This is a genomic window from Pseudomonas sp. FBF18 (genome assembly GCF_024261405.1).
GTDB classification, from domain to species: domain Bacteria; phylum Pseudomonadota; class Gammaproteobacteria; order Pseudomonadales; family Pseudomonadaceae; genus Aquipseudomonas; species Aquipseudomonas palmensis.
On the sequence record NZ_QKRS01000005.1, the window covers coordinates 99,664 to 117,902 of the forward strand.

At 58.4% G+C, this 18,239-nt stretch carries 17 protein-coding genes; 8 read left to right on the top strand and 9 right to left on the bottom strand.

All coding sequences use genetic code 11. The features are described 5' to 3' along the window. Positions 1–60 precede the first annotated feature (60 nt). The 3 genes from hcnC to hcnA are packed head-to-tail and all read right to left on the bottom strand — an operon-like array spanning position 61 to position 3,016. A complete protein-coding gene (hcnC, locus tag DN387_RS10255; protein ID WP_054916441.1) occupies positions 61–1,305 on the bottom strand; it encodes a cyanide-forming glycine dehydrogenase subunit HcnC in 1,245 nt (414 codons plus the stop codon). Continuing rightward, positions 1,302–2,705, bottom strand: coding sequence for a cyanide-forming glycine dehydrogenase subunit HcnB (gene hcnB / locus DN387_RS10260; RefSeq protein ID WP_043861505.1), 1,404 nt, complete (start codon positions 2,703–2,705; stop codon positions 1,302–1,304). Before hcnB ends, hcnC begins: the two co-directional genes overlap by 4 nt. Further along, positions 2,702–3,016: a cyanide-forming glycine dehydrogenase subunit HcnA gene (gene hcnA, locus DN387_RS10265; protein ID WP_043861504.1), complete on the bottom strand. Its 315-nt coding sequence runs from the start codon at positions 3,014–3,016 to the stop codon at positions 2,702–2,704. Before hcnA ends, hcnB begins: the two co-directional genes overlap by 4 nt. Positions 3,017–3,192: 176 nt before the next feature. On the opposite strand from hcnA, the gene DN387_RS10270 reads away from it, so the two are divergent. Then, on the top strand, positions 3,193–5,406 hold the full coding sequence (locus DN387_RS10270; protein ID WP_236171617.1) for an LTA synthase family protein: 2,214 nt from the start codon (positions 3,193–3,195) through the stop codon (positions 5,404–5,406). Positions 5,407–7,147: 1,741 nt separating this feature from the next. On the opposite strand, the gene DN387_RS10280 is transcribed toward DN387_RS10270, so the two are convergent. Next, positions 7,148–8,554, bottom strand: coding sequence for a heavy metal sensor histidine kinase (locus tag DN387_RS10280; RefSeq protein ID WP_236171628.1), 1,407 nt, complete (start codon positions 8,552–8,554; stop codon positions 7,148–7,150). Next, on the bottom strand, positions 8,554–9,231 hold the full coding sequence (locus DN387_RS10285) for a heavy metal response regulator transcription factor (RefSeq protein WP_012316925.1): 678 nt from the start codon (positions 9,229–9,231) through the stop codon (positions 8,554–8,556). The genes DN387_RS10280 and DN387_RS10285 overlap by 1 nt, the downstream gene beginning before the upstream one ends. A 165-nt stretch (positions 9,232–9,396) precedes the next feature. Here DN387_RS10285 and DN387_RS10290 point away from each other — a divergent pair, with 165 nt between their 5' ends. The 6 genes from DN387_RS10290 to DN387_RS10315 all read left to right on the top strand — a co-directional run bounded on the left by DN387_RS10290 (position 9,397) and on the right by DN387_RS10315 (position 14,283). Next, the gene (locus DN387_RS10290) at positions 9,397–9,603 is read left to right on the top strand and encodes a co-regulatory protein PtrA N-terminal domain-containing protein (RefSeq protein WP_012316926.1); all 207 of its coding nucleotides are present in this window, start codon (positions 9,397–9,399) and stop codon (positions 9,601–9,603) included. Positions 9,604–9,784: 181 nt separating this feature from the next. Next, positions 9,785–11,602, top strand: coding sequence for a copper resistance system multicopper oxidase (locus DN387_RS10295; RefSeq protein WP_012316927.1), 1,818 nt, complete (start codon positions 9,785–9,787; stop codon positions 11,600–11,602). Between the two features lie 14 nt (positions 11,603–11,616). After that, the gene (locus DN387_RS10300) at positions 11,617–11,940 is read left to right on the top strand and encodes a hypothetical protein (RefSeq protein WP_012316928.1); all 324 of its coding nucleotides are present in this window, start codon (positions 11,617–11,619) and stop codon (positions 11,938–11,940) included. After that, positions 11,930–13,045 carry a copper resistance protein B gene (locus DN387_RS10305; RefSeq protein WP_276574336.1) on the top strand — a complete coding sequence of 372 codons (1,116 nt, stop codon included), beginning with the start codon at positions 11,930–11,932 and terminating at the stop codon, positions 13,043–13,045. The genes DN387_RS10300 and DN387_RS10305 overlap by 11 nt, the downstream gene beginning before the upstream one ends. A 10-nt stretch (positions 13,046–13,055) precedes the next feature. Next, a complete protein-coding gene (locus tag DN387_RS10310; protein WP_012316930.1) occupies positions 13,056–13,838 on the top strand; it encodes a cytochrome c in 783 nt (260 codons plus the stop codon). Continuing rightward, positions 13,828–14,283: a DUF411 domain-containing protein gene (locus DN387_RS10315; RefSeq protein ID WP_023048571.1), complete on the top strand. Its 456-nt coding sequence runs from the start codon at positions 13,828–13,830 to the stop codon at positions 14,281–14,283. Before DN387_RS10310 ends, DN387_RS10315 begins: the two co-directional genes overlap by 11 nt. A gap of 105 nt (positions 14,284–14,388) precedes the next feature. Here DN387_RS10315 and DN387_RS10320 read toward each other — a convergent pair whose 3' ends face one another. From DN387_RS10320 to DN387_RS10330, 3 genes are all read right to left on the bottom strand, one after another. Beyond that, the gene (locus tag DN387_RS10320) at positions 14,389–14,577 is read right to left on the bottom strand and encodes an AbrB/MazE/SpoVT family DNA-binding domain-containing protein (RefSeq protein ID WP_016489899.1); all 189 of its coding nucleotides are present in this window, start codon (positions 14,575–14,577) and stop codon (positions 14,389–14,391) included. A 137-nt stretch (positions 14,578–14,714) separates the two neighbouring features. Then, positions 14,715–15,047: a DUF2790 domain-containing protein gene (locus tag DN387_RS10325; RefSeq protein ID WP_012316932.1), complete on the bottom strand. Its 333-nt coding sequence runs from the start codon at positions 15,045–15,047 to the stop codon at positions 14,715–14,717. A gap of 145 nt (positions 15,048–15,192) precedes the next feature. Continuing rightward, positions 15,193–15,705: an antitoxin Xre/MbcA/ParS toxin-binding domain-containing protein gene (locus DN387_RS10330; protein WP_023048572.1), complete on the bottom strand. Its 513-nt coding sequence runs from the start codon at positions 15,703–15,705 to the stop codon at positions 15,193–15,195. Between the two features lie 137 nt (positions 15,706–15,842). Between DN387_RS10330 and DN387_RS10335 the strand changes: the two genes are divergently transcribed. Next, complete coding sequence (locus DN387_RS10335) at positions 15,843–16,766, top strand: TniQ family protein (RefSeq protein ID WP_125924300.1); 924 nt, start codon at positions 15,843–15,845, stop codon at positions 16,764–16,766. Here the strand turns inward: DN387_RS10335 and DN387_RS10340 are convergent. Next, complete coding sequence (locus DN387_RS10340; RefSeq protein ID WP_031312166.1) at positions 16,738–18,216, bottom strand: TniQ family protein; 1,479 nt, start codon at positions 18,214–18,216, stop codon at positions 16,738–16,740. The genes DN387_RS10335 and DN387_RS10340 overlap by 29 nt on opposite strands. Between the last annotated feature and the right edge of the window lie 23 nt (positions 18,217–18,239).

Here is an 18,239-nt window from a genome sequence, read left to right on the forward strand (position 1 = left end):
GCTTGATCCGTGCGCCTGAACCGACGGCGACCATCACCGCAGGTTCAGGCACGCACCGGGTCAGGCCTGGGCGGCTTTGGGCTGAGCACCGAAGCGGTCCGCGAGGAACGGCGTCAGGTCCAGCGGCAGTGCCTCCTCATGCAGCACCTTGTCGATCAGCACGCCAGTGATCGCCGAGGTCAGGATGCCGGTGCGAAAGTGCCCACAGGCATTGAGATAGCCACTCACGCTCTGCACCGGGCCGAGAATCGGCAGCTCGTCCGGCGAACCGGGACGCAGGCCTGCCCAGCTGCGTTTGAGGTTGATCTGCGCCAGCTCCGGAATGCAGCGCACCGCGCCCTGTACCAGACCATTGATTTCCGGATAGGTGGTGGTGACGTCGAAGCCCTTGTCTTCGGTGGTGCTGCCGATCAGGATCTCGCCGTTGTCCTTCTGCGCCATGTAGCAATCGGCGGTGGTCAGGCAGCCCTGCAGCAGCTTGGGCATGCGCTCGGTGAGCAGGATCTGGCCCTTGACCGGCTTGACCGGAATGCTCAGGCCGGTGGCCATCTCGCTCAGTTCTGCCGCCCAGGCGCCGCCGGCGTTGATCAGGGTCTGGCAGTGAAACTCGCCTTCCACGTCGGTCTTGACCCCCACCACCCGGTCGCCCTGGTGCAGCACGCCGGTGACGTTGGTGTTGAGGAACAGGTCGACGCCGTTCTGCCGCGCACCTTCGGTGTAGGCATCGGCCAGACGGAACGGGCTGACCTGGTGATCGCACAGGAACTCCAGCGCGCCGTGGGCATGGTGGCTGACGGCTGGCTCGGCCTTGCGCAGGGCATCGCGGTCGAGCCAGCGAACCTCGTGGGCCAGGTGCGGGATCTGCGCGACGATATGCTCGGCGTACAGGCGGTCCTCGTCGTCGTAGATCACGTACTTGAGGCCGGTGCGCTCGAACTTGAAGTCCATGCCGTGGCGCTCCATCAGCTCCTGGTGCAGGCCGGGGTACAAGGCATTGGATTGCAGCGCGAAGTCGAAGAACGACTGCGGCAGGATGTGCGGGGTGCTGGAATCGACCGCCACGGCGGCGCCGTTGGCTTCGCGCTTGTGCTTTTGCGACATCATGCGAAAGAAGATCACCCCGCAGCCCAGGCCGACCGATTCGCCGATCGCCCACAACCCGCCCGCCGAGGCACGGGTAGCGTTGCCGGGGCGCTTGGCGTCGATCAGCGCGATCCTGAGGTTGCCACGCTTGGACAACTGGTAGGCGCAGGAAGCGCCGATCACACCGCCGCCGGCGATGACCACATCATAGGTTCTGTTCATGCTTCAGCTTCCGTGCCGAGGTTCTTGAATGCGGAGAAAGGGATCGGGTCGATGGGGAACCGCGGGCGCAGCCAGCCCACATCGGCACGCCCGGTGGCCTGGCGCAGGCGATCGTTGCAGTAGCCCACGCACATGCGGCCCTGGCAATCGCCCATGCTCACGCGGGTGCGCATCTTCAGCCCGGCCATGTCCTGTACACCCTGCTCCAGGGCGCGGTCGATGTCGCTGCGGGTGACGTGCTCGCAGCGGCAGATGACGGTGTCGGGTGCGGGCAGCGTGATCTGCTCAGTGCCGCGCAGGGTGTAACGGTCTACCCCGGCACGAAAGCGCTTGATCGCGGCCAGCTTGCCCAGGTAGCGCTCGCGCAGGTCCAGCGCCTGTTCGGGGGTGATGACCTGAGCCTGGTGCAGGATCGACACGGCGGCGATGCGCCCGGTGAGCATCGCGGCTTCGCCACCGCGAATCCCGCCCATGTCACCGGCCAGGTGAATGTGCGGCTCGCTGCTCTGTTGCCACACGTTGCTTTCGGCGCGCAGGTAGCCGTCTTCGTTGAAGCCGTGGGCCAGGCCCATCTGCTGGCTGAGCTGGGTGCGCGGAATGAAGCCGTAGCCCACGGCCAGGGTCTGCGCCGAGACGCGCTGCACACGGCTGATGTCCGGCTGCCAGTTGTCACTGTAGGGGGCCAGGCGCACTTCGGTGAGTTCGCCCTCGCCGTTGGCACCTACCACGCCCCAGCCGTAGTTCATGGGGATACCGTTGAGCTTCAGATAACCGAGCATGCTCAGGCCGTCGAGAAACAGCTGCGGCTTGTTCAGCAGCGCCAGGCTTTCCTTGGCGATCTTGCCGAAGGCACATGCCTCGTACACCCCTTCCACCTTGACCCCGGCCGCGTGCAGTTGGCATGCCACCAGGGGCAGCAGCGGGCCGGTGCCGGCGATGACGGTGGTGCCCAGCGGCTTGACCACGCCGCTCTTGATCTGCAACTGCAGACCGCCCAGCAGCATCACGCCGGGCAGGGTCCAGCCGGGGAACGGCACGTTGCGCTCATGGCAGCCGGCGGACAGTACCAGGTGGCTGTATTCCACTTCGTGCAGCTGCTCGTCGCTGTCCAGCACCATCAGGCGGTTGCCGCCTTCGCCCCCGACCACACGGGTTTCCAGGCGCACGTCGATGCGCTCGGCACAATCGGCGAACTCTTCGTGCAAGGTGTTCAGCGCGCTGGCATAGCGCTTGCCCAGGTAGCCCAGGTCGACGCCGCTGCGCAACGGGCCGCGATAGACCACCCCACCCAGACGCGAAGCTTCGTCGAACAGCACGCTGGAGACGCCATGCCGGGCCAGTTCGATGGCAGCCGCCATGCCTGCCGAACCGCCGCCGACTATTACCGGACGCAGGCTCATTCGACACCCTCCACGTCGAAGCGGTTGACCCCGGTTTCGACCTGCATGCCCGGCTTGACGATGGTCTGGCAGGCGCGGCGCTTGGGGCGACCGTTGATCGACACCAGGCAGCAGTGGCACACGCCCATGCCGCAGAAGGCACCCGTGACCTGGCCATGGTCGTTGCGCGCCACCTGGCGCAGGCCCACCGCGTGCAGCACGTTGAGCACGCTTTCGCCTGCCGCGGCCGGTACCGGCCGCCCGTTGAGCTCGATGGTCATGTCTGCCCGCGACAGGGGCTGAATATCATGATTGCGGTCCATTGACTGCATTGCGTTTCATCCTTGAAAAGAGTGGCAGGAACCCACCACGGTAAGCCATGAAGGCGCATTCGACATTGATCCAGGCCAGAAAACTGGGTTTCGACTTGTTGCCGGAATGCTGTGGAGATGTACTGCACTTGGTACCATCACCACATTTACATGACGACATGATGACGAACGCCCCCGTGAAACGTATCTATCGCTGGTTGCAGCACCCTCGCGCTTCGCTCGCCGCCCTGTTCGGGCTGCTGGTGGTGGTTCCTGTATGCCTGCGCGTGGCGAACGGCTGGGCCGATCCGCTGGGGTACCTGTCCGACGTGGGCCTCGGTGGAGCACTGGTCGTTCTGCTGTACCGTCGTCCGGTATGGTTGGCAGTGCCCGTGGTGCTGGCGTGGGGAGTGCTGAGCCTGGCCACTGCCGAGCTGGTGGCCGCAGTAGGCCGATTGCCGACCCCGGCCGACCTGCACTACCTCACCGATGTGCAGTTCATGGAAAACTCCGCCGGTGGCAGCCTGGCCAACCCTGGCTTCGCCATTGCCCTGGGGCTTGGCCTGCTGTTGTGGCTTGCGACCCGCTGGGCGGCCCGGGCCAGACCCGTCGCGCCATTGCCGCGGCACCTGTGGGCGGTGCCCGTGACCTGCCTGCTGGTGCATGCCGGTACCCAGGCCTGGGAACCTGCCGAAGCGGACGAGTGGCAGGTGTTCAACCTGCCACATCAATTGCTGGCGGTAGGCGTGGGTGAAAGCCAGGCGCGTATCGAAGACTGGCTGGAGGCCGATGTGGTCGACCCACCCGTGGCCATGGCCGGCCTGACCCGCCTGGACCTGAGCGGCAAGCCGCTGCTCGACGCGCCCGGCAGCGCGCGCAACGTGCTGGTGGTCGCGCTGGAAGGCATCCCGGGGGCTTACCTGGACATCAACCGACGCACCCTCAACCCCGCCTACCAGGAACACCTGATGCCCAAGCTGAGCGCTTGGGCCGAACGCGGCATGAACACCCCCGACTACGTGCTGCATACCCACCAGACCATCCGTGGCCTCTACGCCATGCTGTGTGGCGACTACGACAAGCTCGACAACGGTACCCCCAAGGGGGTCGAGATGCTGACGCAGAACCAGCGCAACCAGGAATGCCTGCCGGCGCAATTGCGCGAGCACGGCTTCAGCACGCACTACCTGCAGGGTGCCGGGCTGCGCTTCATGGCCAAGGACAAGATCATGCCGCACATCGGCTTCGATACCACCCTGGGCCTGGACTGGTTCAAGAACCCCAACTACCTGGACTTCCCGTGGGGCAAGGACGACAAGGCGTTTTTCGAAGGCGCGCTGGACTATGTCGGCCAACTGCAGAAGCAGCCTGAACCGTGGATGCTCACCCTGCTGACCGTGGGCACCCACCAGCCCTACTCCGCGCCGGCGGAATACCTCGAACGCTACGCCACGCCCAAGCAGGCGGCAGTGGCCTATCTCGACGACGCTGTGGATAACTTTCTTGCCGGACTGGAACGTCAGGGGGTACTCAAGGACACCCTGGTGGTGATCACCTCGGACGAATCCCATGGCATCGACGGTGTACGCCTGGCGTCTTCGTGGGGCTTCAACCTGATGCTGGCGCCCGAGCAGGCACAACTGCCACAGGTGAAATCCGGCGTGTACGGTCACGTCGACCTGACCGCATCGGTGCTCGACTACTTCGGCTTCCCGGTGCCCAACGCCCTCAGTGGGCGTTCGCTGCTGCGCGACTATGACAACGGGCGTGAAATCATGTCGTTCACCAACGGCAAGCTGCGCTATCACGATGGCAATGCCACCTTCACCGAATGCGATTTCCAGCAGCGCTGCCGGTCGTATGCCAGTACCGGCTTCATTGCCGAACGCGCCAACCTGACAGATCGCTTCCGTGGCCAGCGGGCACGCCAGGTGCAGGCGCGCGCCAGCGCACTGGATCAATCAGTGATGGGCTCACCGCTGAACCAGCACTACCAGTTCGGCAGTGCGACGGTGATCCCGCTGCAGCCGCAGATCAAGGATGACTGGGCCGACAACCTGATCGGCGCGCAGTACCTGGAGATGCCCAAGGGCTCGCACACCCGGGTGCGCCTGACGGTACGCTCGGCCGACCCGCAGCAGAACGCCTATATCGTGCTCAAGACCAAGGAGTTCGAGCAGGAGGTGCTGGTGGGGCTACCTACCGAGGAGATGCTGGTCACGCCGGATCAGCCCCTGGAAATGGAGTTCACGTTCGACAACAACGAGTCGCGCAAGGCGTTCTCGTTCCACCTGCTGGGGCATGGGTTGGGGGCGGTCGAAGTGAGCGACTTCAGTGTGGTGACCGAAGCGCCGGGGCAGATTGATGAGCTGGATGAAACGCTGGCGCGGTTGAACGGCAAACCCAGTTGATTCCCTGATTGTCGGTGGACAGTTCACCGGCCTTCAGCGCACAACGCGGCTGTTCAACCAGCAGAAGCGGCTGCCCGTTTTGCCTGTGTGAAGCGTGGCGCTGGCCGACGCTGTGATGGCCTGAGCAGCGACCGCACGGGTGTGCGGGGCAAGCAGGATCCGGGAAGGCGAACCTTCCCGGATCCTTTGGCGGTGTGGAGATGTTACGGATTAATAAACTTTGTCACAAAAGCTCTTGGATTCCGCGGCCGAGCGGGGGCGCTGATCCTGGAGAAGAGAGAATAAAGGTTGTCACAAAGCATAATCTTTCAAAAATTCTTGGGCTTTTCCGTTTAATAAAGGTCGTCACAACAGTAAAGGTTGTCACAGCAAAGGTTCAGCTAAAGAAAAATCACAAGGATATATCGTGCAAAAACCCCGGAAAAATTATGATGGTATCTTTGTACACAGAGGTAATCGGTACGAGCTCGAGGTAGAGGTCTTCGATTAACGCTCTGCTCCTTTTGCGATCCTTTACCCGATCTAGCTCTGCTCCCACCACCTTCCCCTCAACCCAGTGCAATGTAGGCGAAGCTGGTGATTCTGCCCTCAAATGTGAGTACCCGCTAGATTTACCCCTAGCTTTGCCTTTGACTCTCCCTGAGGGTATACCGCCTGGGGATAACCAGCTTGCTTTGTCTTGGCGGATTGCCCTGCCGATTGACGTGGCCCACATAAGCCGCTTCAAATGCCGTCAGAACGCAGGACCATTCGCTCCCGTCGAGCTGGCTGGTGGGCGTGAGCCAAGAGGCGTATCCTACAAGCGCTTGCTCCGAGACTTGTTGGCCTACAGCCTCCCCTTGGAGACATCTGATAGCCCGCCGCCGAGGCGGGCTTCTTTGCTACCAGATCTGTACAGCAGCGCCTTTGGTTGGCTAGCTGCCCAAGCTAGGCTCTGCCAGAACGCATGCCCATAAGCGGTCTACCTGTCTCCCTAGGCACGCCGGTTATCGACGTACCCAAATCTTTTATCAGGCGCATGGAAAGCAGGCGGAGGTTTGGCGAAATTCGCTTACGCAGCCATTGCTTCGCAGGAATCTGCGCAGGTCATACAGGCCTGTGCGCATTGCTGACAGTGGTCAGCATCTCGGTGCGAAGGCCTGCCCGATCATTTAAGGCTGGAAAATCACTGCTTCTGAATGCTCACGATTTCGCGACGCTTCCCCCCATACGGAACCCAAATTTCACCTTGTCTCCTACGTTCAAGCCCTTCAGCTGTGCAGGCTCAGCTTGGATCCGTCCCTGAAAACGTTGTGGAGTCATGAAAATGATTCCTCGACAGATCAGCGCCCAGCCGCGTGCCATCGCCCCGCTGCTACGCAGAACGATGGTGTGAAATTAAGAGGGAGTCAGACGCGGGGAGGACGCCATGGATCGGGGGGGAGAACCTGTCGCTATGCCTACAGCATAGGTATCGGCAGGTCGTGGCTTGGCATAGTCAGTCCAGGCGTTAGGAAGCTGGGCTGCACTGTGCTGGCAGTCCTGCACTCCTGGCCTACCTTGCAGGATTGGTATGGTCACCAGTCTTTCCCAGGTCTTGGTCCTGGCAGCAGGCATGGTCCATGCCCGCCATCATTTCCATGCCCATGGTCTGCATTGGGCAAGGTTCAGTCGCCGAATCGATGCCCGCCATCCCGTTAAGCGGAAGCGCCACGATAAGAATCAGGATGGGCGAGTATAGGTTACCGGGATGAACTCACCATTAAGGGGTTGGGGCTGCACCAACCAACCGCATGGAGGCTGGGAGACTGATGAAGAAGGTTGTGACACCCTCCGCTGAAGTACACCAAATTCGTCCGCTGTGAGCCTCGATGATGGAGCGTGTTATCGACAGGCCTAGGCCTGCATTGCTTGGCCCGCCTTCGCGTCTGGCTGGATCGGCCCGATAGAACCGGTGGAAGATCTTGCCAATGTGCTGAGGATCGATGGTTACTCCGCTGTTACGTACGGATAGCGTCACGGTTTCACGTGTTTGCTCGATCTGCACTGATATCTCGTTGCCTTCCGGGGTGTAGCGCAACGCGTTCGATAAAATGTTGGAAAGCGCTCGGTCAATCATCAGGCGATCGCCACGAACCTTGCCACGACCTTGGAGGGTCAGCTGAATGCCCCGGTCCTCAGCCAGGAACTGGTAGTACTCGAACAGCTTGTATACGAGTTCGGAGAGGTCCACATCGATCTGCTCGGGCACGATCAGACCGTTGTCCGCCTTGGCGAGGAAAAGCATGTCGTCAATCATGCGCGACATGCGCTTGAGGTCTTCCAGGTTCGAATAGAGGTTTTCCTCATATGCATCCAGGTCACGCTTCTTGGTGAGCACCACTTCAGTATGGGTCAGTAGGTTGCTGACCGGCGTTCTCAACTCGTGAGCGATATCGGCAGAAAAGTTGGACAACCGAACGAATGCATCCTCCAATCGTCCCAGCATCCCGTTGAAAGACAGGATGAGCTCCTGAAGCTCAATCGGTACGGGCTTCAGGGGAATGCGCTCGCGGAGCGATCTTGCTGACATCGCGGCCGCCACTTTGGTGATTTGCCCGACAGGCCGAAGCCCGCTTTTGGCCACGACCCAGCCCAAGCCTGCACTCACCACTGCACTGATCACCAAGCCGATCCCGAACCACCACTGCAAGGTGTAGAAGAAATGGGCATGAGTGGTGACATCGAGCATCAGCACCGCCGTCACAGGTTCCGGCTCGCCCGCGATGGCCAACTGGGCGGTGATACCGCGGAAGTTCTGCGATTCATCCTGCCACTCCCAGACCGCACCCTGGCGCGCCTGCTCGAACCGCTGAGGAATTTGGGAGGCTTTGGAGTCTGAAAAAAGGGTCGTTCCGTCAGCCTTGGTGATTTTCGCCGAAAGATCCTGATGTGCGCCGAGCAATGCCCGCAGCTGCTGCTCCTGATCGCCGAGCTCGCCTCGCGCTGCTGAAATGGACAGAATATGACGCGTTGACTCCAGCTTTTCGGAGAGCGCCTGCTCATCCAGCATCCGGAAATGGTGCTGGCTGAGCCCGTAGAAAGCCACGCCGGCAACGACCAAGACAGCAGTCACCGCGAACATGAACATCAGGGTCAGTCGCTTGACGAGCGATGATTGCGGGCGCATCACTCTGCCACATCCATCATGTAGCCCATGCCTCGGGCGGTATGGATGAGCTTTGGCGCGAAGTCGTCATCAATCTTGGCCCGCAGTCGGCGAATCGCGACCTCGATCACGTTGGTGTCACTGTCGAAGTTCATGTCCCAGACCTGAGAAGCGATCAGCGACTTGGGGAGCACCTCCCCGCGTCGGCGCATGAGCAGCTCCAAAAGGGCAAACTCCTTGGCAGTAAGGTCGATCCGCTTGCCGTTTCGCGTAGCCCGGCGCTTGAGCAGGTCAACCTCAAGGTCCGCCATCTTCATGGTGGTTTGAGCAGAACCACCGTTGCCTCTGCGCAGCAGTGTGCGGACCCGAGCCAACAGCTCAGAGAACGCAAAGGGCTTCACAAGGTAGTCATCAGCACCCAGCTCCAAGCCTTTAACGCGATCATCTACGCCATCACGGGCCGTGAGAAAGAGGACCGGCACGTCTTTCCCCGCTGCCCGGATCTTGCGCAGGACCTCCCAGCCATCGAGCCCCGGCATCATTACGTCCAAGATCAGCAAGTCATACGCTTCGCTCTGCGCCTGTTGCAGGGCGTCAGTGCCTGTCATCACCCGGTCTACAGTGAAGCCAGCCTCTGTTAGGCCTTGCTGGAGGTAGACACCGGTTTTCGGCTCATCTTCGGCTACGAGTAATTTCATCTGCTCTCATCCACGCGGAGTGCATCTCCAGTTTGCAGGAAAAAAGACGCCCAACCAGAAGCTGACGGAAAAGTAATGTCGCGATCAGTTTTCTGACAGCACCGCGAGGCTAATTTGACCCTGTACCTGACGCCATGAGGCGCAGAACCCACTGAGGATCTCCAGATGAACATGGTCAAAGCAATTGTGGTGGTCGTTACCTTCGGCATGGCAGGCATCGCCCTGGCAGAGGGCGGCGCGGACCGGACCTTTGCGCGGATGGAAGCGGCTCGCCAAAACTCCATGCAGGCCTATCAGGTTGCGCAGCAGGAGAAAGAGCAGCCGCCGGTCGCCGCACAGTCCAGCAAGCATGTCGGCCACGAGAGCTGCTGATCCGAGCTTACAGAAATGTAATCACTCCGGAATCTGAACTATGGCAGTTTCAGACTACGGCCTCTCATCAGCCTCGCGCAGTAGCGAAAGTCTACGAGACTGGTGAGAGCTCCAACGAACCCAAGGGCTGCGCCATCGAGCAGCCTGGATATCAGCGATCTACCTGACTGGACGCAACGGCATGCAAAGCAAAACCACGAGACGATCATTCGTCAAAGGCCTGGCCGCTACCGGACTTCTGGGTGGGCTCGGCATGTGGCGCGCGCCGGTCTGGGCTGTGACCAGCCCTGGCCAACCGAACGTGCTCAGCGGCAATGAATTCGACCTGTATATCGGTGAACTGCCCGTCAACATTACGGGGGCAGCTCGTACGGCCATGGCCATCAACGGCTCCGTGCCTGGGCCGATCCTGCGATGGCGCGAAGGCGACACCGTGACGCTGCGTGTACGCAACCGGTTGAAACAGGACACCTCCATTCACTGGCACGGCATAATCCTGCCCGCCAATATGGACGGTGTGCCGGGCTTGAGCTTTCACGGCATCGCTCCCGATGGCATGTACGAATACAAGTTCAAGGTCCACCAGAACGGCACTTACTGGTATCACAGCCACTCAGGCCTCCAAGAGCAGTCTGGGGTCTATGGCGCACTGGTGATCGATGCTAAGGATCCCGAGCCGTTTGTATATGACCGCGATTACGTCGTCATGCTCAGCGATTGGACGGATGAGGACCCGGCGCGGGTGCTCTCCAAACTCAAGAAGCAGTCCGACTATTACAACTTCCACAAGCGCACGGTCAGCGACTTCGTTGACGACGTGAGCGAGAAAGGCTGGTCGGCCGCTGTAGCGGATCGGAAGATGTGGGCTGAAATGAAGATGAGCCCCACCGACCTCGCAGATGTGAGCGGGTATACCTACACCTACCTCATGAACGGCCAAGCTCCGAACGGCAACTGGACGGGTATCTTCAAGCCCGGCGAGAAGATCCGCCTGCGATTCATCAACGGCTCGGCCATGACCTATTTCGATGTCCGGATTCCTGGGCTCAAGATGACGGTTGTGGCTGCCGACGGCCAGTACGTCAAACCCGTATCGGTCGATGAGTTCCGGATCGCCGTTGCTGAAACCTACGATGTCATCGTCGAGCCTGAAAACGAACAGGCCTATACGATTTTCGCGCAATCCATGGACCGTACCGGGTATTCCCGAGGCACCCTGGCAGTTCGCGAAGGCTTGCAAGCGCCCGTACCGGCGGTAGATCCACGCCCGATCATCGCCATGAGCGATATGGGCATGGACCACGGCAGCATGGGCGGAATGGATCATGGCAGCATGGCTGGCATGGACCAGGGCAGCATGGCCGGCATGGATCACAGCAAGATGGCTGGAATGGACCACGGCAGCATGGCCGGTATGGACCACAGCAAGATGACTGGGATGGGCAATGAAGGCATGGCCGGCATGAGCGGCGCAATGCAAAGCCATCCGGCTTCCGAGACCAACAACCCACTGGTCGATATGCAGACTATGTCGCCAACGCCAAAGCTGAACGATCCGGGAATTGGCCTACGCAACAACGGGCGTCGAGTGCTGACGTACGCCGATCTGCGGAGCACCTTCATCGATCCCGATGGTCGAGAGCCTGGACGGACAATCGAACTGCACCTTACCGGCCACATGGAGAAGTTCGCGTGGTCGTTCGACGGTATCAAATTCTCCGACGCTGAACCGCTGCGGTTGAAATATGGCGAGCGTCTTCGCATCACCTTGGTCAACGACACCATGATGACTCACCCCATCCACCTCCACGGTATGTGGAGTGATCTGGAGGACGAGAACGGCAACTTCATGGTTCGCAAGCACACCATCGACATGCCACCTGGCTCAAAACGAAGCTATCGCGTCACCGCAGATGCCTTGGGACGTTGGGCCTATCACTGTCACCTACTGTTCCACATGGAAATGGGCATGTTCCGAGAAGTACGTGTGGACGAATGAACTGGAGATTTGAGATGAGCAAACCAATGAAACGAAGCGCCTTTTTCCTTTCTGCTGCGATGGTAGGCATTCTGGCTGTTTATGCCCCGTCGTCGTGGTCCAGCGACAATCATGATCAGCATTCCCAGAAAACCACAGAGGCCGGCAAAGCCAAAGGCTCGCAGGACAAGCAGGGCCAGGGGATGAACCATGAAGGCATGGACCATGGTTCCATGGAAGGTATGGACCACGGCTCGATGAAGGGAATGGACCATGGCTCGATGGAAGGCATGGACCACGACAAAATGATGAAATCGCATGGCAGCGACAAAGCTAAGGCAGGGAAAGATGGCCAATAGCCTCGGGCGGCCTTCGCTGCTGGCTCTGACCGTTTCGATCAGCATGCTGGGCGTAACGCCCAGCTTCGCTGCTGAAGAAATGGATCACTCGGGCATGGATCATTCGAAAATGGGGCACGGCTCCATGCAAATGGATGCTGCTCCATCCGAATCGATGCCGGCGATGGATCACAGCAAGATGGGGATGGGCAAACAGCAGAAAAAGCTTGCCCCTGTTGATCACAGCCAGATGGGGCATGCTCAAAGCAAGAGTAAATCCAGCCCGGTGGACCACAACAAGATGGACCACAGCAAAATGAACCATGGAAACATGCAGGGCATGGATCACGGCTCTATGAAGGGCATGGACCATTCCCAGATGAACCATAGCTCAGCGACTTCTCCGACCACGACGAGCCGCACGCCGATTCCAGTGCTCACTGATGCGGATCGCGAGTCGGCCTTTCCGCCCCTGGGTGGCCACCAAGTGCACGACAGCGGAATCAACAGCTTCTTCCTGTTGGACCAGCTCGAATACCAGGACGCCGATGAGGGCAGCACCCTGGCCTGGGACGCATCAGGCTGGATAGGCGGCGACATTAATCGCCTCTGGGTTCGTTCGGAAGGCGAGCGCACCAATGGGGTAACCGAAGATGCTGAGCTGCAACTCCTGTACGGGCGCTCGGTCAGCCCTTGGTGGGATGTGGTCGCCGGGGTCCGCCAGGATTTCAAACCGGAATCCCCACAGACCTGGGCAGCCTTTGGTATTCAGGGCATGGCTCTGTATGACTTCGAGGCCGAAGCCACGGCGTTTATAGGCGAGAACGGTCAGACTGCTGCGCGTCTTGAGGGCGAATACGACATCCTGCTGACCAATCGCTTGATTTTGCAGCCCACGGCCGAGGTCAATTTCTATGGCAAGAACGATCCTGAGCGCGGCGTTGGCTCGGGCCTTGCCAATACCGAAGTCGGGCTGCGCCTACGGTATGAAATTGTCCGCCAGTTTGCTCCATACATAGGCGTTACCTGGAGCCGCTCCTACGGCAACACCGCTGACTTCATCCGAGACGAGGGTGGAGATGTTGATGAGGCACGCTTCGTTGCCGGTATCCGGATGTGGTTCTGAGAATTCCAACATGAAAAAAACAATTACAACGCTGCTTGGGGCCGGTGCTGTCGGAAGTGCTGCGGTATTGGGCACAGCCTATTTCGGTCTGGTGAATGTCGGCGCTGATGATCCTCACTTCCCGGCAGTCCATTCCTTTCTCGCCATGGCTCGTGATCGGTCTATTGAGGTTCGAGCGCGAGACATCGAAGTCCCTGATCTGAAGGAAGCCGCGTTGATCAAAGCGGGGGCGGGCAACTACAACGCCATGTGTATAGGCTGTCACCTTGCCCCTGGCGTTGGGAAGACTGAGCTAAGCCAAGCGCTATACCCGTCGCCACCCGACCTCACCAAGGTGGGTGTCGGAGGCGATCCAGCCGCCGCATTCTGGACAATCAAGCACGGTATCAAAGCCACGGGCATGCCCGCCTGGGGCAAGAGCATGGGCGATGAGTACATCTGGGGAATCGTCGCGTTCCTGGATCAACTGCCCCAGATGAATGCCGAGCAGTACAAGGCCTTGGTGGCCACGAGCGGCGGCCACCAGCACGGCGGCGGTGAAAGCGATATGCACAACCATGAGGGCCAGCACGGCGGGAGCGGTCGTGCCGAGCATGGTGATCACGATGAAGCGGCAGACGACGATCATGCCCAGGCAGCTCACGACCATGGAGCTGCACCCGCAGGCTCCGCTCAAGCGGCAGATCATCACGGTGACCACAATGCGGCCGAGGCCCATTCGGATGCCCACCCGACATCGTCGCCAAAGACGCATGTTCACAAAGACGGTAAGGAGCACACTCATGCCAACTAACCGGATATTCGTTCGGCTAGCCGCTATCGCTGGGCTTCTGGTGACCTCGGCGGCCTATGCTGCCGAGCCATTGTCCATCGACGTTCACCGAGACGCGAACTGCGGTTGCTGCAAGAAGTGGATCGCGCACCTGGAAGCCAATGGTTTCAAAGTGACCGACCATGTTGAGACGGACATGAGCGCAGTGAAACAGAAGCTGGGCGTAGCGCCACGGTTAGCGTCCTGCCACACAGCTGTGATCGACGGAAAGTTTGTTGAAGGTCACGTGCCAGCTGAGCAGATTCGAGAACTCAGGGGGCGGAACGATCTAGTCGGGATCGCCGTACCAGGAATGCCAGCTGGGTCCCCAGGCATGGAGGTTGATGGCGTAAGCCATGCCTACCAAGTCATTGGTTTAATCAAAAGCGGCGAGGACCAAGTAGTCGCCAACTATCCAGCCAAATAACGCACCTACCAGGAGGACGGCGGTAGGCTGACTGCCGTCCCTTATTCCCCCGCTAGAAAGCTTCATCAGCTCAACAGGACGACAGAGAGGGGCTACAAAGGGTAGCTAGTCAGATTCACGGCGCTCGCGGACTGGCTTGAGTACGATATCGCCGTTGATGAGCTCGATGGAGAGTCTGTCGCCCGTCGTGACCCCGAGCTCGCGCAAAATGTCATCGGGTAATTCCACAATCACATCGCCGGAGCCGTCGCCGGGATCTAGGCACTTTACCGTGGTGCGCGCTGATTGAGTCATTGGACTCTCCTGCCTGAGCTACCAGTCCTCATCGTACTCCACCAGTCATGAAAGCCGGTAACCAGGCGATCTATTGCCGGAATTGACGCTTCAACCCGGCGTTTTATCAGAGTAAGTCCTGTCCACTCGCTCAGTGCTCAGTTCTGGCCCCGGCAACCGACTCCAGCGGTCCGGTATTCAAGGATTTTCACGTCTCCGTTGGAATCCTCGTAATTCATCTGTGCCGGCATCACGTCACAGCTCGCCTTGGTCGACGTCATGCTGATCACCTTCGCCACGTCGAGCCGCATCCCGTAGCGATAGTGGATCACCTCCGGTGGGTTCTTTCCCTTGGCAGCGGCATAAGCTCGCATAGCTTGCTCATTGGCCTGAATCATCTTTCCATGCAGACGGTCGGATCCTCCTTCGGCGAGTACGGCTGACGAAGCCACTAGGGCCAGGATAGCGGTGATACTTTTGATGACTTTCATTTCAATCACTCCAATAAACGTGACTGAAGATTAGGGGTTGATCGCTGTCAATTGAGTGATACGGGAATTACAAGGTTGTAAGTCCCGCATGTAAAAAGAGGTAGCGTTGCCTCCTCGCCGCATACCAACCTCGCCCTCAGGCAAGCTACTGGTAGACACCCAAGCGTATACGCTCAAGATAGTCCGCTACGACGCTGAACCCGAGCGACGTGTCGAGCATCTCGAAGGGTACAAACCCCAACAAACGGCCGCACGGCCGACAAAGCCACTGCTCCGCGAGCATCTGAGAGCCAAATACCTTCGATGCAAGCTCCAGTCCTTTCGCATACTGGAACGCCACCGCGCTCTGCTGGGCATCCAGACGATGGGCCTGAGCGGGATGGCTCAGACGGTGAATGCTTCTGGTCGATCTTCCTGTGATTCGCCCGACGAGGTTACGAGCCTTGAACAGGCTCGATGACTCGACCATGCACTTCACGTCGCTGAAAAAGAATCCTGTTTGGACTAGACTCAGGAGCTCCAGCTGGCTCAACCCGTCGGGGTGGGTATGAACCAGGTGGAACGTTGGTGGAAAGGCCTGCGATTCAACAGGTGGGCGAGTGCTTGTAGGATTCACTGCATCGACCTCCTCTTGTGCGTTGGCTGCCAGACTAGCCATTTTGATTCCCAAGCACGTCCGGCGCCCTTCCACCGTCACAATAGCCCAATACGGTCACCAATGTGGATGCGATACCGGTGACTTCTAACTAAAATGGCATACCGCCCGTCTAGCAACGTGTACAAGCACTTCAATTAATGAGAATTTTCGCACCATTACCTGGAGAATATGTCGCATCAGCGCTTAAGCGAGGCAATGAGCTTCTAGGTATTAAATCTCTAAAAACTGAAGATTTCTATATAAAACCGATACCTCGTGTTGGCTTCGGGATTAGTAAAACCTTAAGCACCGTGCAAGCAGAGTGGCGGCCGCATCAAGAATTTTATTACCCAAAACTGCTAGACGACCACAAAATTTCCGAACTAGTCCTAAACGACCACACTTTGTATCCTATGATAGCTGCGCTTGGTCGTCATCGAGCGACCGCAATCGTCACACCAAAGACTTGGCAGAAAGTTTGTCCAGATTGCGTTCTCGAAGACTTGAATAACTGCGGAAGCCCCTATATTCATTGCAGGCACGTGTTGGGTTCCGTACAGGTTTGCAGTACTCATGCTTGCACTCTAATCGAAACATGTCCGGCCTGCTCAATGCCACTGAAAAAGCACGAGATTGGTCACCTAGCCAAGTGCAGCAAGCAGGGCAAATGGTCAAGACGTCAAAAGCGAGAATTCGGATCAACCCGTCATATGTACGCCAAATTTGTCGCAGATCTTCTGGGCTACCGCGGCCCGATGATACATGATGGAACGGCAGACTTTATCGCATATGCAAGCCTCATGATTAATCGCACTAGAGAATTCGAACGCACCGAGCTGGATATTTCCAAACTGATTTACAAAGAAATGGGGATTACGTCGAGACTTACCACGAGCAGTATCTCCACCAGTGACAAATTTCCTATGTATGTATTTTTAGGATGTCACACCGCTGAGAATTATTTAAATTTGCTAGCGAACCAAGATGAGCAAGACCTCCTGCGAGAGAAGAAAAAATCCATATTCAATAAACTCTTGCACGAAGCCAATAGAACTAGTCCATATCGTCACGTATCTGCATGAGGATTTCATCTTCGGATACGCGAGATATCCGTATTCCGGCATAACGGTAGAGAACACTCATGGCACAGTGTTCAGTCAGAGAGTATTCTCGGATTGCCCACCGGATTTTACGCAGCTGGTGGTCATGAGTAGACTCAAGCAAATCCGCCATCAACCTTATGCTCCTCGGAAAATGTTCCGGCATTTTAAGGAAAGCGTGGGCGTTTACCACAAGCCTGCATAGAGCAGCGCGGGTGACCTGCTGAGGCTTTCCGTGTACAGAAAGTAAGATCGCCCTAGCTTTAGCGAGCTCTGACGCAAGGGTGAAGTCCCTGGATTGCCAGTCGATTCGAATCTTTCGATCTCTGAGGTAGGGGTTTGCAGCAACATAGTTGACCAACCATTCCCTGTCGTGGCGGTACAACCACTGATAGCCCGGCTTGTCATGACATTTGGGGTTAGCACTGTTTGCAAAGGCTAACCGGCGGGCTTGGAGGTCATTGTCATCAGTAAGGTTATTCGGCCTATCACGACAGACCATAACACCAGCGGATATATCGGCCTCTGGACAGTAGGTCTTGAGGTGTTCCAGCTCCAGATCGAGGAGCCAGCAGAGGAAATAGAACTTGAAGGGCTGCACGATTCGCTCTCGTCGCCGTATGATCTGCAAAACCCAGTCACAGGACCGAACCATTTCTTCAAACTCGGCAGCGCTAGGACTGCACCGAAGTCGCCTGGTTAAGAACTCTCTCAGCATTCCCTCTCTAATTCGACCAGACCTAATAAAACTCATCTCGTCCAAACGGGTCCTGAAAAAATTTCCAGCCTGGATCGCTTTGATCTCATCGGGGTGGTCGAGCCCCCATAGCTGCATACGGGCAATCGCAATGGCCGCGCTGTGTTCTCCACAGTCCATAACCGGCGTTCCACCTGATTCGCCCGGTAGCAACATGCAACGCCAATCTGCCCCTTTGGGAAATCTCATCGCCTGTAGCACTTCGCTGTGGCGCGGACAGACGCAAATGCCCGAAGCTTGATGAATACGATGCCAGTAGGCTAAGCCGCACTCCAGCATGTCCTGTCCGACGCAGCTCTCGCAATATCTAAACGAGGCGTGTTGGAGGAAACGCGACGCTGTTATGCCCAAGGCCATCTTGAGTCCTGTACCCCGATTACCTCCCATTAGAACAACGGCATCGCGGCCCTTCTGTTCATTCAAAAACGGCAAATAAAGCGGTAAAAGTGTGAAGCGATTGATCAACTCTCCTACGGGAATGGCGCCTCCCAGACGCTCAGACAGAGCCCCTAAGCAGCATGGCAAAATGGAACCACAGGTACGCGAGTAGCTACCGAAGAGCTCGTGGCTTGACACGCGGTATCCTGGATTGGCCGCTAGCTTGTGATAGCGCACGGCCAGGCTGTAGAGCGACTCATCCGGGAACGGCTGGGGGAAGAACAGAAGGTTAGCCACTGCCTTGAGCTCCCGATCCTCAT